The sequence below is a fragment of the Pantoea sp. X85 genome (assembly GCF_029623675.1).
Taxonomy (GTDB): domain Bacteria; phylum Pseudomonadota; class Gammaproteobacteria; order Enterobacterales; family Enterobacteriaceae; genus Pantoea; species Pantoea leporis.
This window is the reverse complement of record NZ_CP121108.1, coordinates 1,540,046-1,563,580: the sequence shown is the minus strand read 5'-3', so window position 1 is coordinate 1,563,580 and position 23,535 is coordinate 1,540,046. Positions and strand designations below refer to the sequence as shown.

Sequence of the window (23,535 nt, the reverse complement as noted above, 5' to 3'; positions counted from 1 at the left end):
AGTAGTTTCAATCACCCAGTTGATTGAAAATGATCGTTAGATTGATAAATTTTTAGCATCGTCATTAACTAAAATTATTGATGCAAAAAGCAGATTGTTTTGCTGTGAAAGGGGTTTGTACGGTAAATGAGTTTTGACTTAATGTTAATCCCACCTATTTCTGCGGTTAAGATAATACATTAAGTAATGATGTGATTTCTCTCACGCTGATTAACGGCTACGCTTAATGCTAGCGGAGTGAAAAGATGCATTGGAAGACAGTGCTGCAGTAAGGCTCAGGCGCATTGTCGCATGTAGGTGGGAAACTTAGCGGAACTGACTATGTTGAACCAGTTTGCATTACCTTTCCTTGTTCTGGGCGTCTGCACTGCCCTGATGATTTTAAAAGATCTTTTTCGCCATCCACATCCGGTGGCGGTGATGAATATCATTTGGCCATTAACCGGTTTGTATATGCCTTTTATTGGCTGGATCGTCTGGTGGTACTTAGGCCGTAAACCATCACAACAGCAAAAACTTGCGCTGTTGGTTTCACAAAAAATACGCAGTAACGCCAGCTGGCAAACTATATTTATTTCCACGTCATTATCCGCAGCGGCTTGTATATTTGGCGATATAATGACAATCCCGATAGTCACTTTACTAAAACAATTTGCCATTAATCCGACGATAGGCATGCAGGCGCTTATTTGCGTTATCGCTTCATTGTTTATGGGATTACTTTTTCAATTTCTGGCGATTCGCCAACGTGAAAAACATTCATTTGGCAGCGCATTATTATTGGCGTTAAAAACCGAAATTTTCCCCCTGCTGATTTTTCAATTAGGTATTTTTATCTTTATGGCGTTGGCCCTAAAGTTTGTGCTGAACGAGCAGGTCAACCCGCTGGTGGCGGCATTCTGGTTTATGCTGCAACTGGCCATAATGACTGGCTTTATTTTCTCCTGGCCGGCTAATCATTTCCTGATAAAACGTGGGCTTAATCCTGCGGTATAGCTAACGGCAGTAACCCGAACCGCGCATGCCAAGATGAAAATGGCTGGCATGCGCGGCGTTATAATCGGGCCCCAGCGCATTACCGAACGTCGCACAGCCGTTACGCCACAGCGCATGCAGTCCAGCCGCCGCATCCTCTGGCTGTTGCCAGTTTTTTCCTACCTGCAACCAACGCCCATTTGCCAGCTGAAATCCGGTAATATCCCAGGCATCGGCGCTGGCGTGCTCACTCAAACGCCCTTCCTGACGATGATAAATATTGCGACAGGCGTAGCTGCCAACATGGGCAATGCGTTTCAGCGGACTGTTGAAACCGGCCTGACGTAATGCGCTGTCGCTGTTAATCACAAACATGGTGCTGGCCACCGCCATCGGACAGCTGGCGAGAAAACTGCTGCTCAGCGTGACGTCACCGTAGCCGCTGATGCGTAGCGGCTGCTCAATCGGGCAATTCCCTTGCATTGGCGGCACGGCACGAAACTGCACCAGCCGCTGTTCACTGGCTTGCCGCATCACCGCCAGGCAGGCAGCCGGATCGCCACTCAGCTTTTTTAGCTTGTAACGCGTCATCCAACCGGGCGGATCGGTAACGTTGAGCGGTGTAAAGGGGTTCCACTGAGGCGGCAGATGCGTTTTCAACCACGGCAAACTAAACCAGCCGCATACAGCCAGCAACGCGACGGCGAACAGAGCGCGCACAATGCCTCACTTTTCCTGATGAAATGAACTAATAAGTGTAGAAGTCAAGCGCGCGGAAAGTGACGTAAATCGCTTAATTGTTGAAGATTTACGCAAAATGACTGCGCTTTAAACTCTGTAAATAATTACTGACAGAGTAAAGCACGTAAAAGGTCACAAAGGGGGAAAAACCATTACCGAAACGGGTTGCCTTTCCACTATCTTATGCCACTTGCCTGGACAAAGGCTCATAACGAATGCCCTAAATAATTTGCGCCGCAGGAAGCAGGCAAGTGTGTGAATCATGGGGAGCTTAATTTAGTCAGTTCCTGGGTGAACACGCGTAGCCAACGCATCTGCGGCTTGAAGTATGACGGGCAAAACAGCCAATAGAGCTGACACAACATCTCGACAGGAAAGAAAAATTTATGGTTGATCAATCAAAAGAGGCGCTCGCTACGGCCGAACAGCCGGATAAACTCCAGCGTAACCTGCATAATCGTCACATTCAGTTGATTGCTATCGGTGGCGCGATCGGCACCGGGCTGTTTATGGGCTCGGGTAAAACCATCAGCCTCGCGGGCCCGTCGATCATTTTCGTCTACATGATCATTGGCTTTATGCTGTTCTTCGTCATGCGCGCCATGGGCGAACTGCTGTTATCCAACCTCGAATACAAATCCTTTAGCGATTTCGCTGCCGATTTACTCGGTCCGTGGGCGGGCTATTTTACCGGCTGGACGTACTGGTTCTGTTGGGTGGTGACCGGCATTGCCGACGTGGTGGCCATCAGCGCCTATTTCCAGCTGTGGTTCCCGGACTTCTCCATCTGGATGAGCGCCCTGCTGTGCGTCTTTGTCTTCCTGGCTTTGAACATCGCTACGGTGAAGCTGTTTGGTGAGATGGAGTTTTGGTTCGCGATTATCAAAATCGTCGCCATTGTGGCGCTGATCATCACCGGCATTGTGCTGGTGAGCATGCATTATCCGTCGCCGAACGGTGGCACCGCGTCCCTGAGCAACATCTGGGATCACGGCGGCATGTTCCCGAAAGGCTTGAGCGGCTTCTTTGCCGGCTTCCAGATTGCGGTTTTCGCCTTTGTCGGCATTGAGCTGGTCGGCACCGCGGCGGCAGAAACCAAAGATCCGCACAAAGTTCTGCCGCGTGCGATTAACGCTATTCCGCTGCGCATTATTATGTTTTACGTGCTGGCGCTGATGGTGATCATGGCGGTGACGCCGTGGAATCAGGTGCTGGCGAATCGCAGCCCGTTCGTTGAGATGTTTGTGCTGATCGGCTTGCCTGCCGCCGCCAGCATCGTCAACTTCGTGGTGCTGACCTCCGCCGCCTCGTCCGCCAATAGCGGTATCTTCTCCACCAGCCGCATATTGTTCGGCCTGGCGGAACAAGGCGTGGCGCATAAAGCCTTTGGTCGCCTCTCGGCGCGTGCGGTGCCAACCACCGGCCTGTTCTTCTCTTGTCTGTGTCTGCTGGCGGGTGTGGCGCTGATCTACCTGATTCCGGATGTGATGACGGTGTTCACCATGGTCACTACGGTGTCGGCGATTCTATTTATGTTCGTCTGGACCATCATCCTGTGCAGCTATCTGGCGTATCGTAAGCAGCATCCACAGCGTCATGCTGAATCGAAGTTCAAAATGCCGCTGGGCAAGTTTATGTGCTGGGTATGCATGGCGTTCTTCGCCTTTGTGCTGGTGCTGCTGACGCTGCAGGAAGATACCCGTCAGGCGCTGATGGTCACGCCGCTGTGGTTTGTGATGCTGACCATGGGCTGGTTGTTACGTCGTCGTAAAGCCTGATTTATCACGGCTACGTTAAGGCTGCCTTTTGAAAGAAAGTGCAGCCTTTTTCTTTTTTGACAGAAAGCGCACCTCATCAGCAAACGCGCTTCACCACGAAGTCACAATCTCTCCCGCAGCTTACGCCACGCCTCACCCAATGCAGGACGCACCAAAGGTTCACGCTGCGGTGCTAGCTCCGGCGACTGCGGTGATCCCAGATCAAAGGTAAAAGTGTAACTCGGCTCCTCCCCCATCCTTAAATCGCTGATCAACGTGCGATCGCCCTGCTGCTTCATTGCGTAAAAACCATGACTAAACCACGCTACACGCTCGGCGTGCCATTGCCCTTTGAACGGCGCAAACAGCGCAGGTTGACGATCGTGCCAGCTTATCTGCAGCGAACGCCCCGGTGACAACAGCGACCAATAGGCTTCGCCATAACGCTCTGGCGTCATGATCACCGTGCGCCACACCAGCGTATTAAACGCGGTTGGCGTCACCAGTAGTTGCTCCGGTTGCACTGATTGCTGCGCCAGCGCTTGCTCAATGTGTTGCGTCGCCATGCTCTGTGCCACCATGCTCCAGCCGAGATAAAGCGTACTCACCAATAATCCCGCCTGATTCCAGCGCAAGCCCACAGCATCGCGTCGCCACAGGGCGACGAGCAGCGCAATCAGCAACGGCAAGGTATACAACGGATCGATGATGTACATGCTGCCAATGGCATAAGGGAAATCGGTGAGCGGCAGGCCCAGCTGCGTACCGTAAACGGTGGTGAGATCCAGCAGCGGATGCGTCACCAGCGCCAGCCACATCGCCAGCGTCCAGCCGCGCCAGTGCGCGCGACTGCGTGTCGCACCGGCCACCAGCCAGCCGAGCAGCGGTGCAATTAAGGTGAGGATTATCAGCGCATGACTTTCGGTGCGATGCAGCGTCATATTGCGGATGGCATCGCCGTGATCGATAAACACGTCGAGATCCGGCAAGGTGCCCGCCACCGCGCCCACCAGCGCCGCTTGCCACAGCGGGACGCGCTTGCCCATCACCGCAACGGTGACCGCCGCGCCTAACGTCAGTTGTGATAACGAATCCATGCACTCTCCTTGAAAACGCGGGATCAGCGCACGCGGATCCCTTCAATTATCATGCGCTGCACATTTTCCAGCGTCTGTTCAAAAAACGCCGCATCGTTCAACGTCTGGCCGGTAATCGCTTCCACCTGTGAGGCGAAATCCGCATAGTGCTGCGTAGTCGCCCATAGCAGGAAAAACAGGTGCTGCGGCTGCACGCCCGCCAACCGACCTTCGGCGATCCACTGTTCGATAATCGCCGCTTTCTTATCCACCAGCGCTTTTAAATCACCGGCCAGTTCACCTTTCAGCAGCGGCGCGCCCTGCAACATCTCAAGGCAGAACAACCGTGACGCTTGCGGATGATCACGCGAGACTTCCAGCTTAAGGCGAATGTATTGACGTATCGCGGTCAGCGGATCGTGATCGTGCTGCAGCGCGCGCAGCGGCGCCAGCCACACATCAAGAATCTCTTTTAAAACCGCCACATACAGCACTTCTTTCGACGGATAGTAATACAGCAAATTGGTTTTGGAGACGTCGGCGCGCTCCGCCACTTTATCCAGGCTGGTACCGTGAATACCGTATTGCGAGAAGAAGGTTAACGCCGCTTCCAGAATGGCTGCCCGCTTTGCGGCGACCGCTCGCGAACGGCGTCCCGGTTTTTTTTCATCGCTTTTCACACTGTTACCTCTTCCGTCCTGCGTCAACGCATCATAACAAAGGCCTTCTTTCCTGCCTAATCGCCCGCCTGCACCTTTTTTGACCACGCGGCGCATGAAAAACGTGCAGAACGTTTTGACCAAACGGTCTGAAATGGACCAATTACTCCAGTTTAGAACAGGCGTTACTTTTAACACATTGTTATTTATCTCTTTTAAAAATGTGGCACAGCATTTGCAATTTTGTGATGGAGCGCCGCCCGCAGGATGCGTGCAGGAAGCAGCGCAGCGCGTGAAGCAGTCCCCGTCTAATGCAGAGAGGTTTCACATGAAAATTGGCGTCTTTATCCCGATTGGTAATAACGGCTGGCTGATCTCCACCCATGCGCCGCAGTACAAACCGACTTTTGAACTGAACAAAGAGATCGTGCTGAAAGCAGAGCATTATCATTTCGACTTTGCCCTTTCGATGATCAAACTGCGCGGCTTTGGCGGCAAAACCGAGTTTTGGGATCACAACCTCGAATCCTTCACGCTGATGGCGGGACTCGCGGCGGTGACCTCACGCATCGAAATCTACGCCACCGCCGCCACGCTGACCTTGCCGCCCGCGATTGTGGCGCGTATGGCCTCCACCATTGATTCCATCTCGAATGGCCGCTTCGGCGTCAACCTCGTTACCGGCTGGCAGAAACCCGAGTACGAGCAGATGGGCTTGTGGCCGGGCGATGCTTACTTCTCCAGCCGCTACCAATATCTGACCGAATACGTCACCGTGCTGCGCGATTTGTGGGGCACCGGCCAGAGCGACTTCAAGGGCGAGTTCTTTACCATGAACGATTGCCGCGTCAGCCCGCAGCCGCAGAAACCGATGAAAGTGATTTGCGCCGGTCAGAGCGATGCGGGCATGGCGTTCTCGGCGCAGCACGCCGATTACAACTTCTGCTTTGGCAAAGGCGTCAACACGCCAACTGCCTTCGCGCCAACTGCCGCGCGTATGAAGCAAGCTGCCGATAAAGCGGGGCGCGACGTCGGTAGCTATGTGCTGTTTATGATCATTGCCGCCGAAAGCGACGAAGCCGCACGCGCCAAATGGGAACACTACAAAGCCGGCGCCGATGAAGAGGCGCTCGCCTGGCTCACCACGCAAAGTCAGCAGGACACCAAATCTGGCAGCGACACCAACGTGCGCCAGATGGCCGATCCGACCTCCGCCGTCAACATCAACATGGGCACATTAGTGGGTTCTTACGCCAATGTGGCACGAATGTTGGATGAGGTTGCTTTAGTCGATGGCACGCAAGGCGTGTTGCTCACCTTCGATGACTTCCTGCAAGGCATCGAAGATTTCGGTGAACGTATCCAGCCCTTAATGCAGTGTCGCCACGATTTAATCGCATCCCAGCAGGAGGTTGCCTGATGAGTACCGTTGTTTGCGCCCATACCTCAAGTTTACCGAACGTCACCTTGCCGGCGCGCCCGGAAGCCATCGCGCTGCCGCCCGCGCAAAGTGCGCTGATTGTGGTGGATATGCAGAACGCCTACGCCACGCAAGGCGGCTATCTCGATCTGGCGGGCTTTGATGTCTCCGCTACCAAGCCGGTGATTGCCAAAATCCATCAGGCGGTCACCGCAGCGCGGGCCGCCGGGATGCAGATCATCTGGTTTCAGAACGGTTGGGACGACCAATACGTTGAAGCCGGTGATGCCGGATCCCCCAACTTCCACAAATCTAATGCGCTGAAAACCATGCGCAAGCGCCCGGAACTGCAAGGCACGCTGCTGTCAAAAGGCGGCTGGGATTATGCACTGGTCGATGAACTGGTGCCGCAGGCCGGCGATATCGTATTGCCGAAACCGCGCTACAGCGGCTTCTTCAATACCTCGCTCGACAGCATGCTGCGCAGCCGTGGCATCCGCCATCTGGTGTTTACCGGCATCGCCACCAACGTCTGCGTGGAATCGACGCTGCGTGACGGCTTCTTCCTGGAATATTTCGGCGTGGTGCTGGAAGACGCGACCTATCAGGCGGGCCCGGCGTTTGCCCAGCAGGCGGCCATTTTCAATATCGAAACGTTTTTTGGCTGGGTCAGCGATACCGACACGTTCTGCGAAACGCTGAAAAGCTAACGCCTCGATTCACCTGCAAACCGATAAGAAGAGGATTTCGCCATGCCTAAAAGTGTGATTATTCCGCCCGGCACCGGTACGCCCATTGCGCCATTCGTGCCCGGCACCTTAGCTGACGGCGTTGTCTACGTCTCCGGCACCTTGCCGTTCGATGCCAACAACAACGTGGTGCACGTCGGTGATGCCGCCGCGCAAACGCGTCACGTGCTGGAGACCATTAAAAAGGTGATCGAAACTGCCGGCGGCACCATGGACGACGTGACCTTCAACTCGATTTTTCTCACCGACTGGAGCAACTACGCAGCGATTAATCAGATCTACGCCGAATACTTCCCCGGTGATAAACCGGCGCGCTTCTGCATTCAGTGCGGCTTAGTGAAACCGGATGCGCTGATCGAAATCGCCACCGTTGCGCATATCGGCAAACAGGAGGCCTGATGCATCTGGAGATCCAGGGTTTAACCGCTGAAGATGCGCCGACGCTGGTGCTCGCTTCCGGTTTAGGCGGCGTCGCCGGTTTCTGGGAACCGCAGCTGGCGGCGCTGACGCCGCATTATCGCGTGGTGACGTACGATCAGCGCGGTACCGGCCGCAGCGCAGATACGCTGCCGGACGGCTACAGCATGACGATGATGGCGGCGGAACTGGCAGAAACGCTGGAACAGCACGGCATTCAACATTACGACATTATCGGCCATGCGCTGGGCGGCTTAATCGGCCTGCAGCTGGCGCTGGACTTCCCGCAGCGCGTGGGCCGCGTGGTGGTGATCAACGGCTGGCTTTCGCTGGATGCGCACACGCAGCGCTGCTTCCAGGTGCGTCAGGATCTGCTGATGAACGTCGGCGTCGAAGCCTTTGTGCGTGCGCAGCCGCTGTTCCTCTATCCCGCGGAATGGCTGGCGCGCAATCAGGAGCGCATTAACGCTGAAGATGCGCACCATGTCGCCCATTTTCAGGGCATGGAAAACCTGCTGCGTCGCTTGCATGCATTGAAAAGCGCGGATTTCCGCGCACATGTGGCGCGCATCTCCCAGCCGGTGTTGGCGATCTGCAGCCAGGACGATCTGCTGGTGCCGTGGAGCTGCTCACCGCAGCTGGCGCAGGCGCTGCCCAACGGCAGCCTGATTGAGATGGCCTGGGGCGGACACGCGATGAGCGTCACCGATGCCGACAACTTTAATGCGCTGCTGCTGCGCTGGCTGGCCGATACGGCTGCGCCTGCCCAGCGAGCGGCCAGCTAATCACAGGAGCCGCCAATGAGCGTGCATGAACTGCCAATTTTGCCCGGTGTAGAACGCGATGCGTTTCGTAACGCGATGGCGTGCTTAGGCGCGGCGGTGAATATCATCACCACCGACGGTCCCGCTGGACGCGCCGGATTTACCGCCTCGGCGGTGTGCAGCGTTACTGATACGCCGCCTACGCTGCTGGTTTGTCTTAATCGCTCAGCGTCGGTGTGGCCGATTTTTCGCGACAACGGTTATCTGTGCGTTAACACCCTGGCCGCCGGGCATGAAGATCTCTCGACGCTATTTGGCGGCAAAACGCCGATGGCAGAACGCTTTGCCGCCGCTGACTGGCACACGCTGGCCAGCGGTTCACCGCTATTAGACGGCGCGCTGGTGTCGTTTGACTGCAAAGTGGCACAAGTAGTCAGCGTGGGCACGCACGACATTCTGTTTTGCGAAGTGCAGGCGCTGGTACGCAATGATGAAACGCACGGTCTGGCATGGTTTGACCGTGGCTATCATCACCTTTTACGGCAGGACGCCCGCTAACGCCGCCTTGTGCGGCCCGCTTTCACTGACACCCTGGAGATGACGATGGCGAGTTCCTGGTTCCCCCGCTGGCAGAAAAAGTCAGCCATGACCGATGATGGGCTGATTGCGCCGGACGAAACGCTGCCGTTTGCGCAGACGGTCGTGCTAGGCCTGCAGCATGCTGTGGCAATGTTTGGCGCAACGGTGCTGATGCCGTTGCTGATGGGACTGGACCCCAATCTGGCGATTCTGGTTTCGGGCATCGGTACGCTGCTGTTCTTCCTGGTCACCGGCGGGCGCGTACCCAGTTATCTCGGATCCAGCGCGGCGTTTGTCGGCGTAATCATCGCGGTAACCGGCTTTAACGGTCAGGGACTCAACCCCAACCTGGCGCTGGCGCTGGGCGGCGTGATTGCCTGCGGCGCGCTCTATACGCTGATTGGCCTGATCGTGATGAAGGTCGGCACCGGCTGGATCGAGCGTCTGATGCCGCCGGTGGTCACGGGCGCGGTGGTGATGGCGATTGGTCTGAACCTGGCGCCAATTGCGGTGCATGGTGTGTCCGGCTCGATGTTTGACAGCTGGATGGCAGTGATGACGGTGCTGTGCATTGGTCTGGTGGCGGTATTCACGCGCGGGATGATCCAGCGCCTGCTGATTCTGGTCGGCCTGATTGTCGCGTGGGCCATCTATGCACTGCTAACCAACGTGATGGGCTTCGGCAAACCGGTGGATTTCAGCGGCCTTGCCAACGCACCGTGGTTTGGCCTGCCGCACACCACCGCACCGATCTTTGATATGCAGGCCATCGTGATGATCGCGCCTGTGGCGATCATTCTGGTGGCGGAAAACCTCGGGCACATTAAAGCCGTGGCGGGCATGACCGGGCGCAATCTCGATCCCTGGATGGGCCGCGCCTTTGTCGGTGACGGTCTGGCAACCATGCTGTCGGGCTCAATCGGCGGCAGCGGTGTCACCACCTACGCGGAAAATATCGGTGTGATGGCGGTGACCAAAGTCTATTCAACTCTGGCCTTTGTGGCCGCCGCGGCGATCGCTTTGGTGCTTGGCTTCTCACCGAAATTTGGCGCGCTAATCCACACCATTCCCGGTCCGGTGATTGGTGGCGCATCGATTGTAGTATTTGGTTTGATTGCGGTGGCAGGCGCACGCATTTGGGTGCAGAACCATGTGGATTTTAATCAGAATGGCAATTTGATCATGGTGGCGACCACGCTGGTGCTGGGCGCCGGTGATTTTGCGCTGAAGATTGGCAGCTTCACCCTTGGCGGCATCGGCACCGCCACCTTTGGTGCCATCATCCTGAACGCGATTTTACAACGTCGCGGCGCCGCGCTGGCGAACGAGGCGGCACGGCAACATCCTTAAGGCTCGAGCGGTGCCTGATCGGGCACCGCTTTCTTGCGGCGTATACGCAGTTCGCTGACGATCACCCCACAAACAATCAGTGCCGCGCCCAGCAGCGCAGCAGCAGGTAGACGCTCGCCCGCCAAACGCCCTACCACGCCCGCCCACACCGGTTCACCGGCGTAAATCACCGTGGCACGCGTCGGTGAAACGCTGCGTTGCGCCCAGTTCATCGTCACCTGAATTAAGGCGCTGGCCGCGCCCAGACCCAACGCGCTCAGCAGCAACGGCGTTGACATGGCAGGAACCAATTCGCCATTCGGGATCATCAGAACAAAGGCGCAGGCCGATGCCACCATCAGCTGAATCAGCGTGACGCGGCGCACATCGACCTGTCCGGCATAACGGCTGATCAGGATGATCTCCGCCGCGATTGCCAGCGTGCTCAGTAAGGTGGCGATTTCACCGGCATTCAGCGTCAAACTGCCATCCTGCGGACCCGCCACCAGCACTAAACCGGTAAACGCCAGCAAAATGCCCAGCCACGCCATCAATCCCGGCGGACGGCGCAGGAATAACCATTGCAGCAGCGGCACCACCGGCACGTAGAGCGCGGTGATAAACGCCGACTGACTGCTGGAAATGGTTTGCATGCCCCAGGTTTGCAGACCGTAGCCGCCGGCAATCGACAGGCCAATCAGCGCGCCGGCTTTGATTTCCAGCCAGGTAACTTGCTTGAGATAACGACGGAAGAAAAAGGCCAGCAGCAGCGATGCCGTAGCAAAACGTAATCCCACAAAAAAGAACGGACCGGAATGGGCCATCGCCCGGTGTACCACCAAAAAAGTGCCACCCCAAACCATGGTAATAAATATGAGCACCAACTCCTGACGCGAAATACGCAGGCTGAGACGAGAAGAAGAAGCGGACATAACGCACCAGAATAATCAGTTGGCGGTCAGTTTGCTCAGAGAGCGGGGAAATTGCAATGCCTGTCACCGCCGGGCGAACCCGGCGGCCGGGGATTAACGGTCAGTCGCGCTATTTCTTGCCGCGGCTGCGTCCCCCTTTTTCACCGGCTACAGACGCGCGCTGTGGGTCGTTTCTAAAATTACCCCCGCTGTTTTTGCCGCCTTTGCGACCCGCTTCTGCGGCCCTTTCACGGTCCTCTGCGAAATTGCCTGATCCTCCACGATGTTCGGCCATCATTTCCTCCACGGATTGAGCATCCAGATTAGGGGCTTATCACGATGCTGCCGTGAAAAGCCTGGCGGCGGATATTCCGCACACCTGATTAAATAATAGACAGCGCAGCGGTGAGATCGGCCTGATATTCACAATTTGAAACAGATAATTCACTCATTTCACTGCGAAAAAGCAAATTTACCGCCGCGTTACAAGCGGTTAGCCGACACTTATTGGCACCTGCTTAACCTCTGTACAGCAGCCTGCGCAGGCTCTTCTATACTTTTGATTACTCACCACCCCAGCAGGATGAAAACCATGGCAAAGATTTTGGTGCTCTATTATTCGATGTACGGACATATTGAAACCATGGCGCAAGCCGTGGCCGACGGTGCAAAGAGCGTGAGCGGCGCGGAAGTTACGATATTGCGCGTGCCGGAAAGCATGGATGCCGAGCGTTTCGCCCAGGTTGGCGGCAAAGTGAACCAAGCCGCGCCTGAAGCGAAACCGGAAGATTTGCCGCAGTACGATGCCATCATCGTTGGCACGCCCACGCGCTTCGGCAACATGGCGGGGCAGATGCGTAACTTCTGGGATCGCACTGGCGGCCTGTGGGCTTCGGGCGCGCTGTACGGCAAAATCGCCAGCGTCTTTGCTTCCACCGGTACCGGCGGCGGCCAGGAGCAGACCATCACTTCCGTCTGGACCACCCTCGCCCATCACGGCATGGTGATTGTTCCCATCGGTTATGGCACTAAAGAACTCTTCGACATCTCCCACGTACGCGGCGGAACGCCCTACGGCGCCACCACGCTGGCGGGCGGAGATGGATCACGTCAACCTTCGGCGGAAGAACTGGATATTGCCCGTTTTCAGGGCCAACACGTCGCCGGACTGGCGGTAAAGCTACAGGGATAAAATCCACAACAGGAGACCTTCATGACAACAGAACAGTCGAAAGAGCATCACGTAGGCGAATGGGCATCACTGCGCCACACTTCACGCGAAATCGCTGAAGCCATTTTTGAGGTAGCCAACTACGACGAACGTTTAGCCGAGCAGATCTGGAGCCAGCAAGGCAGCGATGAAGTGCTGATTCGCGCCTTCAAAAAGACCGACCAGGATGTTCTGACCTGGGACGATAAAACGGTCGAGCGCAAAAACGTTTAAATTGCAGGCGGGCATTGTCCCGCCTTTGTTACCTTTACATCACCAAGGAGCCTTGTATGTCAGCCTATCAAAGTATCAATCCAGCCAATAACCAACTGCTAAAAGCGTGGAACGAGCACGATGATGCCTATGCACAACAGGCGCTGGAAACCGCAGATGCGCTTTATCATTCCGCGTGGAGTAAAGGCGATATCCAACCGCGTCTGCAGGTGCTACACCGTTTAGCCGATTTGATTGACCAACGGGCCGAAGAGCTGGCGACCATCGCCAGTAAAGAGATGGGCAAACTGATTGGCCAGAGCCGTGGTGAAGTAAAAATCTGTTCGCAGATCGCCCGCTACTACGCTGAACATGCCGCGACATTTTTACAGCCGCAACCCTACGCCAGCGATGTGGGCGATGCCTGGCTTGAGTACCATCCGATTGGCGTGATCGTCGCGGTTGAGCCGTGGAACTTCCCTTACTATCAGCTGATGCGCGTGCTGGCGCCAAACCTGGCGCTCGGCAATCCGGTGCTGGCGAAACACGCCAATATCGTGCCGCACTGCGCCGATGTGTTTGAAAAGCTGGTAGAAGAAGCCGGTGCGCCAAAAGGCGCATGGACCAACCTGTTTATCTCCACCGATCAAGTCGCGGATTTGATTGCCGATCCGCGCGTGCAAGGCGTGGCGCTGACGGGTTCCGAACGCGCCGGTAGTGCCGTGGCGGAACAGGCCGGTAAACACTTGAAGAAATCGACGCTGGAGCTGGGCGGTAACGATGTGTTTGTGGTGCTGGACGATGCCGATATCGATGAAGCGGTACGTCAGGGTGCGCAAGCTCGCCTCAGTAACTGCGGCCAGGTCTGTACCGCCGCCAAGCGCTTTATTTTGCATGAGAAAATTGCCGATACGTTTATGGCCAAATTTAGCGCGGCTCTGCAATCGGCCACGCCGGGCGATCCGCTTGATGAGAAAACCACGCTTGGTCCGCTCTCTTCAAAAGATGCGCGCGATCGTTTAGTGAAGCAGGTTGAGGAAGCGGTGCAAAATGGCGCGCGCGTGGAGTTTGGTGGACGCGCCATTGATGGTGTCGGCTGCTATTACCAGCCAACGGTGCTCACCGGTCTGACGCCAGACAATCCTGCTTACTATCAGGAGTTCTTTGGCCCGGTAGCACAGGTGTATGTGGTGGCGGACGATCGTGCCGCTGTGGCACTGGCGAATGATTCAAATTACGGCCTGGGCGGTTCAGTCTGGACCAAAGACATTGCGCGCGGCCGTAAGATGGCATCGCAGATTGAAACCGGCATGGTGTTTATCAATTCGCAGAGCGATACCTCAGCAGAACTGCCGTTTGGTGGCGTGAAACGTTCCGGATACGGACGTGAGTTATCGGATCTGGGGATTAAAGAGTTCGCCAACCAAAAACTGGTGGTCGTCGCCGGTTAACAGGCACAAAAAACCCCGCCGCGGCGGGGTTTTCTTTGAGCAGCAAACTCAGTTACTGGTCGCTGCTTTGGCCGGTTCTTCTGATTTGGCCGGCGTTGCATCGGCTTGCGCTTTCTGCGCCGCTGCCGCATCAGCCTTGGCTTTGTCATCCGCTGCTTTCTGGGCAGTGGCTTTCTCCGCTTTGGCTTTTTCGTCTGCCGCTTTCTGCGCGGCCGCTTTATCCGCCTTCACTTTCTCTTCAGCCGCTTTCGCGTCTGCAGCCTTCTGTGCTGCGGCTTTATCCGCTGCTGCTTTGTCTGCGGCTGCTTTATCCGCAGCAGTCTGATCGGCTTTCTGCTTAGCGTCATCTGCGGCTGGTGCTGCGGCCGCAGGTGCTGGCTGTTCTGCCGCAGCAGGCTGCAGTGGCGTACCTTGCAGAGCGCCATTCAATGCGCCGATGAATTGATCCCAACTGCAGTAGCCGTTGGCATCCGTTTCACAGCCCGCCAGTTGCAGCGTGACGCGCTTCGGTGGATTTTTCAGGCTCAGCACATCGGCATCGCGCAGTTGATCGGCCGTTTGATAGACGTACTCAATTTTCAGCAGATCTTTGTTGTTCTTCACATCGTGCCAGCGTTCGAATACTACCTGGCCGCCAATCGGTGTTTTCTCGTCGTTGCCCGGCAGTTCATAAGGCTTAACCTGCAGTGCGCTGAGTAAGGAGGCGATGTTGGAATCATGACCAACCATCAGCGTCACTTTTGGCGCGTTGGCTTTATCCTGATCGACTAACTGGCTGCGGATGTAATCCACCAGCGGTGCGGCCACTTCGCGCGCCACTTCAGGAGAGGCGAACAGCGCATCCTGATAACCGTTTTTGATCGACGCCAGCTCTTTCCACTGTTCAGGCGTTTTGATCTGGCCCCAGGCAACCTGATCGGCCGGGAAACCTTCGTAATATTGCAGCGTAAACGCATCCACCAGCGAGTTGCCGATTTTCAGCGGACCGCTTACGTTCGGCTCTTTACCGTTATCCGCGCTGAAAGTGTTATCGCCGCTGCTCAAATCACACTGCTTTTTGCCGTTACAGGCCGGGGCAGATTTGTAATCGACGATTTTTTCCAGATGCTGGAAGGCAGGCTTCAGTGCCAGCTTTTCATTGGCGGCGGTCATAGCAGCCAAGGCTTTCTTGTTGAATTCATCGCTGCCGTCGGTGACGACCGGATTGAAGATCGGATCCATGGTGCCCATCGCATCCTGATGCGTGACCGCGATATCACAGCCAGGGAAGGCGCCAGTGATAAAGTACTGCGCGGTCGCCACGGTGCGCTGCAGGCTGTTGGCGTAGACAAAGATGTTGCTGCTGTCCGGGCAAGTCCCGTTCTGGACTAAGCCCTGCTGTGCCAGCCACTGACGGGTATAATTCCCCATGTAGACTTCCAGCACGCCACCTTTGGTGGTGAGCTCACCGCCCGCGACATCCCACTGCGGCCAGCTCTTCCTGGTGGATTGTTCCAGTACGCTGCCATTGTTGGCGAGCGGCGCACGCAGGTTATGACGGCTTAACATCAGCACCTGCTGGAGTTGCATATCTCCATCCGCAGCATAGGCGGACATGCCCATCGGGAGCGCAGCGATGACTGACAACGCGCAAAGACTCAGTTTCTTGATCATTGTGCCTATTCCATAATTCATCAGTGAAACACTCTGGCTTTCAAACGATTAGCCCGCCAAAGAGCGAATTACCGCACAGTGTAACTCAGCTTGCATCGGAAAATCGCCAGATGTTTGCAAAAAACCGTGCATGGAATATAGCAGTTAACGCGCGTGGCGTCGGGGAACGGCAGCAGATGGAAAAGCAACGCGATGTTTTTCGGAATTTATGAACGCAGAAAAGCAAAAAGCCCGCATTTCTGCGGGCTTCTTTAATATGGCGGAGGAACAGAGATTCGAACTCTGGGATGGTTTCCCATCGACGGTTTTCAAGACCGTTGCCTTAAGCCACTCGGCCATCCCTCCGGGGATTTTTTTGTTGCGTCACTCTGCAAGAGTGAATGGCGGAGGAGGAGAGATTCGAACTCTCGGATGGTTTCCCATCGACGGTTTTCAAGACCGTTGCCTTAAGCCACTCGGCCACCCCTCCGCAATGAGGCGCACTATAAACATCCCCCATAACGATGTAAAGCCTGCAATGAATCGTTCGGCTGAAAAACAGCCAAATTCTATTTTTTCGGCGTCAATTTCGCCATTCTGCTCAGCGAAACAGCAATTTATCGCGTAAAGATGGGTAAAACGCCTTTTCTGTCTTTCAGGCGCTGCGTATCCTCGAGCCATATTTGGTGTTTCTCTCTTTAAGGAGCGCATGATGGAAAGAATTTTTAGCTCGTCGCAGCAATCGTTAGTCAGCACCCACAAGGTGCTGCGCAATACTTATCTGTTACTCGGCTTTACGCTGGCCTTCTCGGCCGTCACAGCCACACTCAGCACCGTGTTTGCCTTGCCTTCACCGGGCCTGATTCTGATGCTGGTCGGCTTTTATGGCTTGATGTTCCTGACGCATAAACTGGCTAACAGCCCGGCAGGTATTCTGGCGGCCTTCGCTTTCACCGGCTTCCTCGGTTACTGCCTTGGTCCAATCCTGAGCTCGTTCCTCACTGCAGGCATGGGTGATGTGATCGCTATGGCGCTGGGCGGCACCGCGCTGGTGTTCTTCGGTTGCTCGGCCTACGTATTGACCACGCGCCGCGATATGTCATTCCTGAGTGGCATGATGATGGCCGGCTTTGTCGTGCTGCTGGTGGCGGTGGTTGCTAATATCTTCCTGCAACTGCCTGCGCTGCATCTGGCGATTAGCGCCCTGTTCATCCTTTTCTCTGCCGGTGCCATCCTGTGGGAAACCAGCAACATTATTCACGGTGGTGAAACCAACTACATTCGCGCTACCGTAAGCCTGTACGTTTCGCTGTATAACATTTTTGTTAGCCTGTTAAGCCTGCTGGGCTTCGCTAACCGCGATTAAGCTGCTGCAATAGTTATTACACCCCGCTTCGGCGGGGTTTTTGCTTTTTATGGCCGGGCGAATTTACAATGTGTCGATTAACGCCATGAGGAATGACTGTGAATTTTGCTGGTAAAGAGATTGCCACCGATGCGGAAGGCTATCTGAAAAATAGCGCGGACTGGAGCGAGCCGCTGGCTGCTGCCATCGCGGAGCAAGAAGCGATCGTGATGAGTGACGCGCACTGGGAAGTGGTGCACTTTGTGCGCAACTTTTACCAGGAATTTAATACCTCGCCGGCGGTGCGGTGCGCATGCTGGTGAAAGCCATGGCGCAAAAGTATGGCGAGGAGAAAGGCAACAGCCGCTATCTGTTCCGTCTGTTCCCGGAAGGCCCGGCAAAGCAGGCGACCAAAATTGCCGGATTGCCAAAACCGGCGAAATGCTTGTAATCAGCCGGTGGTGAATCGGGTCGGCATTTCCCTGGGCTGATGCGGCTCCACCAGCACTTTATCCACCCGCGCGCTGCGCGGCCCACCCGCTTTGAGCCAACTGATCAATGCATCGACCTGCTGCGCCTCACCGGACGCCAGCACTTCAACGCTGCCGTCCGCCAGATTGTGCGCATAACCGTTAAGATTCAATTCTCTGGCCTGCGCTTGGGTGTGGTAGCGAAACCCCACGCCCTGCACGATGCCGTGCACCCAAATTTTACAGCATGCGGTAGCCATTGCGTTCTCCCATCACCTTGCGTTGCAATTTGCCGCCATCCGCCGGAAAATGGCGCCTCATTTTTTCAGGTAAGCATAGCAAACTATGACCGTTCGATTGATTCTCACAAAGGGACGTGAAAAATCCCTGCTCCGCCGCCATCCGTGGGTGTTCTCTGGTGCCGTTGCACGTATGGAAGGTAAAGCCCAGTCTGGTGAAACCATTGATATCTGTGACAGCAATGGCAAATGGCTGGCTCGCGCCGCGTATTCTCCGCAATCACAAATTCGCGCACGCGTCTGGAGTTGGCAACAGGATGAGTCAATCGACATCACCTTCTTCGTGCGCCGCTTTAAGCAAGCCCAGCTGTGGCGTGACTGGCTGGCGAAACGTGATGGGCTGGACAGCTATCGTCTGATTGCCGGTGAGTCTGATGGCATGCCGGGCGTAACCATCGATCGCTTCGGCAACTTCCTGGTGATGCAGCTGTTATCTGCGGGTGCTGAGTATCAGCGTCCGGCCATCGTCTCCGCCTTACAGCAGTGTTTCCCGGATTGCGCTATTTACGATCGCTCAGACGTGGCGGTGCGTAAAAAAGAGGGACTGGAGCTGGCGCAAGGGCCGGTTTCGGGTGAACTGCCGCCACCGCTGCTGCCGATTACTGAACACGGCATGAAGCTGCTGGTGGATATTCAGGGCGGTCATAAAACCGGCTATTACCTTGATCAGCGTGACAGCCGTTTTGCCACGCGTGGCTACTCAGATAATGCACGCGTGCTGAACTGCTTCTCTTACACCGGTGGTTTTGCGGTTTCTGCCTTGATGGGCGGCTGTTGTGAAGTGATTAGCGTTGATACTTCGCAAGACGCACTCGACGTGGCGAAACAGAACGTTGAACTCAATGGTCTGGATGTGTCGCGTGCCCAGTTTGTGCGTGACGATGTGTTCAAACTGCTGCGTCGTTATCGCGACAGCGGCGAAAAGTTCGACCTGATCGTCATGGATCCACCGAAATTCGTTGAAAATAAAAATCAGTTGATGGGCGCGTGTCGCGGCTATAAAGATATCAATATGCTGGCCATTCAGCTGTTGAATCCCGGTGGCGTATTGCTGACCTTCTCCTGTTCTGGCCTGATGCCAACCGATTTGTTCCAGAAAATCATCGCTGATGCCGCCGTTGATGCCGGTCGTGATGTACAATTTATAGAGCAGTTCCGTCAGGCAGCCGACCATCCAGTGATCGCCAGCTATCCTGAAGGGCTTTATCTGAAAGGTTTTGCCTGCCGCGTGCTGTGACTTGAAAACGCTGTCCCTGCCTCCATATTGGTTACAGGGCAGTCTTTTGGGAGGTCACAATGATTACGACTAAATTTGGAATTGGACAGCAGGTCCGACATCGTCTCTCCGGGGTGCTCGGCGTTATCGTGGATGTCGATCCGGAGTTTTCGCTTGATGAGCCAGAAGTTGATGATGTCGCTGCCAGCGAAACGCTGCGCGCCGCGCCCTGGTATCATGTGGTGATGGAAGATGAAGAAGGCGATCAGGTGCATACCTATGTCGCTGAAGTTCAGCTGGCGGGGGAAACCTCCTTCGAACATCCCGAACAACCTTCAATGGATGAGCTGGCCGCGTCAATTCGGCAACAGCTGCAGGCACCCAGCCTGAGACATTAATCAAACGGCGACTCAGGTCGCCGTTTCTGTTTTAGTGCCTAATCCCCAGCCGAGGAATTTCAATTTTTGGACAGCGATCCATTATTACGGTCATACCCGCGTCTTGCGCCAGCACCGCCGCCTGCTCATTAATCACGCCCAGCTGTAACCACAGCGTATCCGCTCCAATGGCGATCGCTTCCTGCGCTACGCCCCATGCCGCTTCGGCATTGCGAAACACATCTACCATATCCACTTTTCCGGGTACATCCGCCAGCGTGGCATAGGCGGTTTGACCAAGAAGTTGCTGTCCCGCCAATTTAGGACTCACCGGAATCACCTCGTATCCCTGATCAAGTAAATATTTCATCACGCCATAGCTCGGGCGATCGGGGCGGTCGCTGGCGCCCACTAACGCGATACGTTTGGTTTTAGTCAGCACATCGCGAATCGTTTGATCATTCATCTTTTTTCTCCTGGTTCATTCGCTTAAGTGTAGATGGCATTGCGCATCAGGCTGCAACTGTCGGTCACCAGAACTTTGCGCAGCAGCACGAATAAATATGTAAAAATGTAAATTTACTGCCATAATGTAATACTTTGCTACACATAATCGATTTACCCCCTTCTGCCGGGAGTTGAAATGAAGCTGTCTTTAACTGCTACGGGTTTACTGCTGTTGCTCGTATCAGCCTCATGCCAGGCCATCACTCTCAAGCTCGATCCCGAGATCGAACTGCTGGTGCTGGACGGGCGTAAAATTTCTGGTTCGCTGTTGAAAGGCGCAGGCAGCCTTGAGCTGGATCGTGGGCAGCATCAGTTTCTGTTTCGTGTGGAAAAACCGGGCACTGACGCCGCGCACTTTCAATCCGTGCCGATGATTGTCACTTTCAGCGCTAATGCCCATTCGGTGGCAATTCGCTTGCCTGCGCTCACTAATCGTCGTGAACGTACCACCTTCGACAAAACCCTCAACTTTCAACTGATTGATGAACGCGGCATAGAAATCACCAGCCTGCGCGACCATTTGCCGAAGCCAGGTGATAACGATTTCGAAAAGGCGATGGTGAATTATAATCGTGATGCCCACGCCGCTTCGGTTCCGCGTTTTGCCTTACATTCGCTGAGCGCCAGCGAGGCGCAGTTGAATCTGGATTACGCCTGGCAAGACGTTAGCGATCTTCCCTCTTTACATGGCTGGTTCAAGCGTTTTGATGCCGCCACACGTCTGCGTTTTATTAGCTGGATGAAAACCTTACGCGCAAGTTGATAGTGATGAAACGCCAGGGGTAAACTCCTGCATTAACACATAATGCATGAGAAGAAACAGGAAGCCCTATGGAGCAGACCGTTCGTACCCTTCAGGTTCAGAAACATATCGCCCTCGTTGCACACGATCACTGTAAAGCCTCGCTGCTGGAGTGGGTGCAAACCAACCAAAGCACGCTGCAACAGCATGTGTTGTACGCTACCGGCACCACCGGCAATCTGATTAATCGTCATACCGGATTGGATGTTAACGCCATGCTAAGCGGCCCGATGGGCGGCGATCAGCAAGTGGGTGCGTTGATTTCGGAAGGTAAAATTGATGTGCTGATTTTCTTCTGGGATCCGCTGAATGCGGTGCCGCACGATCCAGATGTCAAAGCGCTGCTGCGCCTCGCCACGGTGTGGAATATCCCGGTGGCCAATAACCGCACCACCGCAGATTTTATTATCCAGTCACCGAAGTTTGCCCAACAGATTGAGATTCAGATTCCAGACTATCAGCGTTATCTCGCCGATCGCCTGAAACCTTAATCATCAGGCCTTACGGCTTTGTGGCACACCTAATTCGCGCAGGTGCTCGACAAATACCGAAGGCCGATCTTTATCGAACATCAGCCACACCTGCTGGCGCGCACGCGTCATCGCCACATACGCCAGCCGTCGCTCCTCCGCATCCGGGAAATCTTCCGGCTGCGGCAGCAAACCCTCTTCCATGATGGATTCCCGCGCTTGTGCCGGGAAACCGTCGCGTCCCTGATGCAGCCCCAATACAACAACAAAATCCGCCTGTTGTCCTTTGCTGGCATGAATCGTCATGAAATCCAGCTTTAACTTTGGCCAGCGCGTTTTAGCTTTATCGAGGATTGCCGGCCGCAAATGGTGGTAACGCGCTAGCAGCAGTACGCGCTCTTCGGGTTTGGCATAACCGCTCAGTTTATCGAACAGCGCTTCCAGTTGATCCTGCGGCAGCAAAGTCACCGATTTTTTATTACCTTTGCACAAGCTGTTCAACGGCTTGCGCAGCTGATGCGGGTTCTGTTGTACAAAGCGATTGGCTATCTCACCAATACGATCGTTAAAGCGATAGGTGGTATCCAGCACGCAGCGATCGCCATCGCCGAAATAGTGATGGAACGCGGTGGTCAAACTCATTTCGGCACCGCTAAAGCGATAGATTGCCTGCCAGTCATCGCCCACCGCGTACAGGCTGGTTCGCTTGTTTTGCTGACGCAGCGCCGTCAGCAGTGCGGCTCGCTGCGGTGAGATGTCCTGAAACTCATCGACCAGAATATGCTTCCACGGGCTGATAAAACGCCCTTTCTCCAGAATGGCAATCGCCTGGTGAATCAGCCCGGAGAAATCGACCGCGCCCTCCTCTTTCAGCGCGCTTTTCCATGCCTTTAACAGTGGCGCCATCAGTTTGACACGCTTGCTGAAATTATCGCGCTGCGCTTCTGCCACATCCGCGATCATTGCCGCCTGCGCGCCGCCGTGCATGCGCATCAAGCCCAGCCAGCGCTCCATGCGCGATGCGATGCGCTGCGCCAGTTTGTCATCTTGCCAAAAGGGACCTTCGGGAATCTCCCACTCCAGCTCATCCTGCAACCACTGACGCCAGCCGCTGGCCTGCGCTTTCTTGCTGTTGCACTGCTCACGCCAGGTCTCTATCAGCAACTGACGCCGCGCCTTGCTGTCGCTTTCCAGCTTGCTGATCACCGGTTGTTTGTTACTGCCTTCGCGGATGATATGCAGCGCCAATGCATGGAAGGTACGCGCCTGAATCGCGCTTTCACCAAGGCGCGTTTGAATACGGTCATTCATCTCTTCTGCCGCCTGACGACCAAACGCCAGCAACAGAATTTGATCCGCTTGCGCCAGCTTGCGTTTTAGTAGCCAACCGGCGCGCGCCACCAGCACCGAGGTTTTGCCACTGCCCGCGCCCGCCAGCACCAGCAGCGCGTCTTCGCCATTCACTACAGCTTCGCATTGCGATGGATTGAGCGGCGTGGTTTCAACGGTGGAGAAGAATTCGTGATAGTCGCTGAGGATCTTACTGGTCCATTGGCGATTGCGTTGGCGGATCGCCGCTTCACCCTGCTCCAGCCATTGCTGGCAGAATTCCCAGCGCTCACGACAGTTATCAAACTCGGCAATACGCGCGAGAGGCAACGGCAAGGCAGAAAACTGGCGTGTAATGCTCTCTTTTACCGCGCTCAGCTCACTGCGTTTCAACCAGCGATCCTGTTGGGTGAAGGCGAGGATTTCCTGCTCCAGCGCGACCAGCACCTCCGCGCTCACCTCGCTCATCTCCTGGCTCCACTGCTGCCAGGCGTGCTGCAAATAGTGGAAAAAGCGCTGCGTTTCCTGCCATTCGGTGCCATGAAGGCGCACCACTTTCTCGTCTGGCAGCAGAAACTCCAGTTCGCCCCATACCATGCCGCGTTTACAGGCAATGTTGAGCAACTGGTTAAACGGGATCAGATATTCATGGCGATCGCCACTGACTTCCACGCCGGCGGCCAGCAAGCGCACCCGATTATAGGGATGCTGTGCCAGACGTTTACCCATTGATGTTGCTTTCAGCTCCATGTCCGCACCGTCATGTGGAATTCGATATCGCGCAGTTTACCTGTCAGACTCTTGACGCTCCAGCCTTAAAACAAGCTAAACTTGGCG

At 55.3% G+C, this 23,535-nt stretch carries 25 protein-coding genes, 2 tRNA genes and 1 pseudogene; 17 read left to right on the top strand and 11 right to left on the bottom strand.

Annotation, left to right across the window (positions count from 1 at the left end):
* The first annotated feature begins 321 nt into the window (after positions 1 to 321).
* Positions 322 to 996, top strand: coding sequence for a DUF4396 domain-containing protein (locus P6287_RS07205; protein ID WP_222233230.1), 675 nt, complete (start codon positions 322 to 324; stop codon positions 994 to 996).
* Here the strand turns inward: P6287_RS07205 and P6287_RS07200 are convergent, their stop codons facing one another.
* Complete coding sequence (locus P6287_RS07200) at positions 997 to 1,695, bottom strand: extensin family protein (RefSeq protein WP_101760900.1); 699 nt, start codon at positions 1,693 to 1,695, stop codon at positions 997 to 999.
* A 407-nt stretch (positions 1,696 to 2,102) separates the two neighbouring features.
* On the opposite strand from P6287_RS07200, the gene cycA reads away from it, so the two are divergent.
* A complete protein-coding gene (gene cycA / locus P6287_RS07195; protein ID WP_277974721.1) occupies positions 2,103 to 3,494 on the top strand; it encodes a D-serine/D-alanine/glycine transporter in 1,392 nt (463 codons plus the stop codon).
* A gap of 101 nt (positions 3,495 to 3,595) precedes the next feature.
* Here cycA and P6287_RS07190 read toward each other — a convergent pair whose 3' ends face one another.
* Together P6287_RS07190 and rutR are read right to left on the bottom strand one after the other, a co-directional pair.
* On the bottom strand, positions 3,596 to 4,570 hold the full coding sequence (locus P6287_RS07190; RefSeq protein WP_277974720.1) for a metal-dependent hydrolase: 975 nt from the start codon (positions 4,568 to 4,570) through the stop codon (positions 3,596 to 3,598).
* A 23-nt stretch (positions 4,571 to 4,593) separates the two neighbouring features.
* Positions 4,594 to 5,229: an HTH-type transcriptional regulator RutR gene (gene rutR, locus P6287_RS07185; protein WP_277974719.1), complete on the bottom strand. Its 636-nt coding sequence runs from the start codon at positions 5,227 to 5,229 to the stop codon at positions 4,594 to 4,596.
* Positions 5,230 to 5,536: 307 nt separating this feature from the next.
* Here rutR and rutA point away from each other — a divergent pair, with 307 nt between their 5' ends.
* From rutA to rutG, 6 genes are read left to right on the top strand one after another with little or no spacing between them, the layout of a single operon-like run.
* The gene (gene rutA, locus P6287_RS07180; RefSeq protein ID WP_049851054.1) at positions 5,537 to 6,628 is read left to right on the top strand and encodes a pyrimidine utilization protein A; all 1,092 of its coding nucleotides are present in this window, start codon (positions 5,537 to 5,539) and stop codon (positions 6,626 to 6,628) included.
* A complete protein-coding gene (gene rutB / locus P6287_RS07175; RefSeq protein WP_110865881.1) occupies positions 6,628 to 7,338 on the top strand; it encodes a pyrimidine utilization protein B in 711 nt (236 codons plus the stop codon). Before rutA ends, rutB begins: the two co-directional genes overlap by 1 nt.
* A gap of 42 nt (positions 7,339 to 7,380) precedes the next feature.
* Entirely contained in the window at positions 7,381 to 7,776 is a 396-nt protein-coding gene (gene rutC, locus P6287_RS07170; protein WP_110865880.1) for a pyrimidine utilization protein C, read from the top strand.
* Positions 7,776 to 8,579, top strand: a complete 804-nt coding sequence (rutD, locus tag P6287_RS07165; RefSeq protein WP_277974718.1) for a pyrimidine utilization protein D — start codon at positions 7,776 to 7,778, stop codon at positions 8,577 to 8,579. The genes rutC and rutD overlap by 1 nt, the downstream gene beginning before the upstream one ends.
* Before the next feature lie 15 nt (positions 8,580 to 8,594).
* The gene (gene rutF, locus P6287_RS07160; protein WP_110865878.1) at positions 8,595 to 9,116 is read left to right on the top strand and encodes an NADH-dependent FMN reductase RutF; all 522 of its coding nucleotides are present in this window, start codon (positions 8,595 to 8,597) and stop codon (positions 9,114 to 9,116) included.
* Positions 9,117 to 9,161: 45 nt separating this feature from the next.
* Positions 9,162 to 10,487: a pyrimidine utilization transport protein G gene (rutG, locus tag P6287_RS07155; RefSeq protein ID WP_110865877.1), complete on the top strand. Its 1,326-nt coding sequence runs from the start codon at positions 9,162 to 9,164 to the stop codon at positions 10,485 to 10,487.
* Here the strand turns inward: rutG and P6287_RS07150 are convergent.
* Together P6287_RS07150 and P6287_RS07145 are read right to left on the bottom strand one after the other, a co-directional pair.
* On the bottom strand, positions 10,484 to 11,398 hold the full coding sequence (locus tag P6287_RS07150) for a DMT family transporter (protein WP_217547026.1): 915 nt from the start codon (positions 11,396 to 11,398) through the stop codon (positions 10,484 to 10,486). The two genes, rutG and P6287_RS07150, sit on opposite strands and share 4 nt — an antisense overlap.
* 109 nt (positions 11,399 to 11,507) lie before the next feature.
* Positions 11,508 to 11,672, bottom strand: a complete 165-nt coding sequence (locus tag P6287_RS07145) for a general stress protein (protein ID WP_061717065.1) — start codon at positions 11,670 to 11,672, stop codon at positions 11,508 to 11,510.
* A gap of 297 nt (positions 11,673 to 11,969) precedes the next feature.
* Between P6287_RS07145 and wrbA the strand changes: the two genes are divergently transcribed.
* From wrbA to P6287_RS07130, 3 genes are read left to right on the top strand one after another with little or no spacing between them, the layout of a single operon-like run.
* Entirely contained in the window at positions 11,970 to 12,569 is a 600-nt protein-coding gene (gene wrbA / locus P6287_RS07140) for an NAD(P)H:quinone oxidoreductase (RefSeq protein ID WP_222181764.1), read from the top strand.
* A gap of 21 nt (positions 12,570 to 12,590) precedes the next feature.
* Positions 12,591 to 12,821, top strand: a complete 231-nt coding sequence (locus P6287_RS07135) for a YccJ family protein (RefSeq protein WP_007887329.1) — start codon at positions 12,591 to 12,593, stop codon at positions 12,819 to 12,821.
* Between the two features lie 56 nt (positions 12,822 to 12,877).
* Positions 12,878 to 14,251, top strand: a complete 1,374-nt coding sequence (locus tag P6287_RS07130) for an NAD-dependent succinate-semialdehyde dehydrogenase (protein ID WP_101760910.1) — start codon at positions 12,878 to 12,880, stop codon at positions 14,249 to 14,251.
* A 48-nt stretch (positions 14,252 to 14,299) separates the two neighbouring features.
* On the opposite strand, the gene agp is transcribed toward P6287_RS07130, so the two are convergent.
* The 3 genes from agp to P6287_RS07115 all read right to left on the bottom strand — a co-directional run bounded on the left by agp (position 14,300) and on the right by P6287_RS07115 (position 16,373).
* Positions 14,300 to 15,904 carry a bifunctional glucose-1-phosphatase/inositol phosphatase gene (gene agp, locus P6287_RS07125; protein ID WP_277974717.1) on the bottom strand — a complete coding sequence of 535 codons (1,605 nt, stop codon included), beginning with the start codon at positions 15,902 to 15,904 and terminating at the stop codon, positions 14,300 to 14,302.
* A gap of 257 nt (positions 15,905 to 16,161) precedes the next feature.
* Positions 16,162 to 16,249: transfer RNA gene (locus P6287_RS07120), tRNA-Ser, on the bottom strand.
* Between the two features lie 36 nt (positions 16,250 to 16,285).
* A tRNA-Ser gene (locus P6287_RS07115) sits at positions 16,286 to 16,373 on the bottom strand.
* Between the two features lie 222 nt (positions 16,374 to 16,595).
* Between P6287_RS07115 and yccA the strand changes: the two genes are divergently transcribed.
* Both yccA and tusE read left to right on the top strand, forming a co-directional pair.
* Positions 16,596 to 17,249: an FtsH protease modulator YccA gene (gene yccA / locus P6287_RS07110; protein ID WP_007887332.1), complete on the top strand. Its 654-nt coding sequence runs from the start codon at positions 16,596 to 16,598 to the stop codon at positions 17,247 to 17,249.
* 92 nt (positions 17,250 to 17,341) lie between these two features.
* Positions 17,342 to 17,679 (top strand): annotated as a pseudogene (tusE, locus tag P6287_RS07105) (sulfurtransferase TusE).
* Here tusE and yccX read toward each other — a convergent pair.
* Positions 17,680 to 17,958: an acylphosphatase gene (yccX, locus tag P6287_RS07100; RefSeq protein ID WP_192413821.1), complete on the bottom strand. Its 279-nt coding sequence runs from the start codon at positions 17,956 to 17,958 to the stop codon at positions 17,680 to 17,682.
* Between the two features lie 85 nt (positions 17,959 to 18,043).
* On the opposite strand from yccX, the gene rlmI reads away from it, so the two are divergent.
* Both rlmI and hspQ read left to right on the top strand, forming a co-directional pair.
* Entirely contained in the window at positions 18,044 to 19,234 is a 1,191-nt protein-coding gene (rlmI, locus tag P6287_RS07095) for a 23S rRNA (cytosine(1962)-C(5))-methyltransferase RlmI (RefSeq protein WP_192413823.1), read from the top strand.
* Between the two features lie 59 nt (positions 19,235 to 19,293).
* Positions 19,294 to 19,611, top strand: coding sequence for a heat shock protein HspQ (gene hspQ, locus P6287_RS07090; protein WP_008101422.1), 318 nt, complete (start codon positions 19,294 to 19,296; stop codon positions 19,609 to 19,611).
* Positions 19,612 to 19,642: 31 nt separating this feature from the next.
* Here the strand turns inward: hspQ and P6287_RS07085 are convergent, their stop codons facing one another.
* Positions 19,643 to 20,056, bottom strand: a complete 414-nt coding sequence (locus tag P6287_RS07085; protein ID WP_101760915.1) for a CoA-binding protein — start codon at positions 20,054 to 20,056, stop codon at positions 19,643 to 19,645.
* Positions 20,057 to 20,233: 177 nt separating this feature from the next.
* Between P6287_RS07085 and P6287_RS07080 the strand changes: the two genes are divergently transcribed.
* The gene (locus tag P6287_RS07080) at positions 20,234 to 20,860 is read left to right on the top strand and encodes a DUF2057 family protein (protein ID WP_192234368.1); all 627 of its coding nucleotides are present in this window, start codon (positions 20,234 to 20,236) and stop codon (positions 20,858 to 20,860) included.
* 68 nt (positions 20,861 to 20,928) lie between these two features.
* Positions 20,929 to 21,390 carry a methylglyoxal synthase gene (locus P6287_RS07075; protein ID WP_277974716.1) on the top strand — a complete coding sequence of 154 codons (462 nt, stop codon included), beginning with the start codon at positions 20,929 to 20,931 and terminating at the stop codon, positions 21,388 to 21,390.
* Between the two features lie 3 nt (positions 21,391 to 21,393).
* On the opposite strand, the gene helD is transcribed toward P6287_RS07075, so the two are convergent.
* Positions 21,394 to 23,448, bottom strand: coding sequence for a DNA helicase IV (gene helD / locus P6287_RS07070; protein ID WP_277974715.1), 2,055 nt, complete (start codon positions 23,446 to 23,448; stop codon positions 21,394 to 21,396).
* Positions 23,449 to 23,535 lie beyond the last annotated feature (87 nt).

What these genes read in the sequence shown, in the direction of transcription:
- P6287_RS07205 (WP_222233230.1), top strand. Translation starts at nt 322, where the DNA reads ATGTTGAACCAGTTTGCATTACCTTTCCTTGTTCTGGGCGTCTGCACT.
- cycA (WP_277974721.1), top strand. Translation starts at nt 2,103, where the DNA reads ATGGTTGATCAATCAAAAGAGGCGCTCGCTACGGCCGAACAGCCGGAT.
- P6287_RS07190 (WP_277974720.1), bottom strand. Translation starts at nt 4,570, where the DNA reads ATGGATTCGTTATCACAACTGACGTTAGGCGCGGCGGTCACCGTTGCG.
- rutA (WP_049851054.1), top strand. Translation starts at nt 5,537, where the DNA reads ATGAAAATTGGCGTCTTTATCCCGATTGGTAATAACGGCTGGCTGATC.
- rutB (WP_110865881.1), top strand. Translation starts at nt 6,628, where the DNA reads ATGAGTACCGTTGTTTGCGCCCATACCTCAAGTTTACCGAACGTCACC.
- rutC (WP_110865880.1), top strand. Translation starts at nt 7,381, where the DNA reads ATGCCTAAAAGTGTGATTATTCCGCCCGGCACCGGTACGCCCATTGCG.
- rutD (WP_277974718.1), top strand. Translation starts at nt 7,776, where the DNA reads ATGCATCTGGAGATCCAGGGTTTAACCGCTGAAGATGCGCCGACGCTG.
- rutF (WP_110865878.1), top strand. Translation starts at nt 8,595, where the DNA reads ATGAGCGTGCATGAACTGCCAATTTTGCCCGGTGTAGAACGCGATGCG.
- rutG (WP_110865877.1), top strand. Translation starts at nt 9,162, where the DNA reads ATGGCGAGTTCCTGGTTCCCCCGCTGGCAGAAAAAGTCAGCCATGACC.
- P6287_RS07150 (WP_217547026.1), bottom strand. Translation starts at nt 11,398, where the DNA reads ATGTCCGCTTCTTCTTCTCGTCTCAGCCTGCGTATTTCGCGTCAGGAG.
- P6287_RS07145 (WP_061717065.1), bottom strand. Translation starts at nt 11,672, where the DNA reads ATGGCCGAACATCGTGGAGGATCAGGCAATTTCGCAGAGGACCGTGAA.
- wrbA (WP_222181764.1), top strand. Translation starts at nt 11,970, where the DNA reads ATGGCAAAGATTTTGGTGCTCTATTATTCGATGTACGGACATATTGAA.
- P6287_RS07135 (WP_007887329.1), top strand. Translation starts at nt 12,591, where the DNA reads ATGACAACAGAACAGTCGAAAGAGCATCACGTAGGCGAATGGGCATCA.
- P6287_RS07130 (WP_101760910.1), top strand. Translation starts at nt 12,878, where the DNA reads ATGTCAGCCTATCAAAGTATCAATCCAGCCAATAACCAACTGCTAAAA.
- agp (WP_277974717.1), bottom strand. Translation starts at nt 15,904, where the DNA reads ATGATCAAGAAACTGAGTCTTTGCGCGTTGTCAGTCATCGCTGCGCTC.
- yccA (WP_007887332.1), top strand. Translation starts at nt 16,596, where the DNA reads ATGGAAAGAATTTTTAGCTCGTCGCAGCAATCGTTAGTCAGCACCCAC.
- yccX (WP_192413821.1), bottom strand. Translation starts at nt 17,958, where the DNA reads ATGGCTACCGCATGCTGTAAAATTTGGGTGCACGGCATCGTGCAGGGC.
- rlmI (WP_192413823.1), top strand. Translation starts at nt 18,044, where the DNA reads ATGACCGTTCGATTGATTCTCACAAAGGGACGTGAAAAATCCCTGCTC.
- hspQ (WP_008101422.1), top strand. Translation starts at nt 19,294, where the DNA reads ATGATTACGACTAAATTTGGAATTGGACAGCAGGTCCGACATCGTCTC.
- P6287_RS07085 (WP_101760915.1), bottom strand. Translation starts at nt 20,056, where the DNA reads ATGAATGATCAAACGATTCGCGATGTGCTGACTAAAACCAAACGTATC.
- P6287_RS07080 (WP_192234368.1), top strand. Translation starts at nt 20,234, where the DNA reads ATGAAGCTGTCTTTAACTGCTACGGGTTTACTGCTGTTGCTCGTATCA.
- P6287_RS07075 (WP_277974716.1), top strand. Translation starts at nt 20,929, where the DNA reads ATGGAGCAGACCGTTCGTACCCTTCAGGTTCAGAAACATATCGCCCTC.
- helD (WP_277974715.1), bottom strand. Translation starts at nt 23,448, where the DNA reads ATGGAGCTGAAAGCAACATCAATGGGTAAACGTCTGGCACAGCATCCC.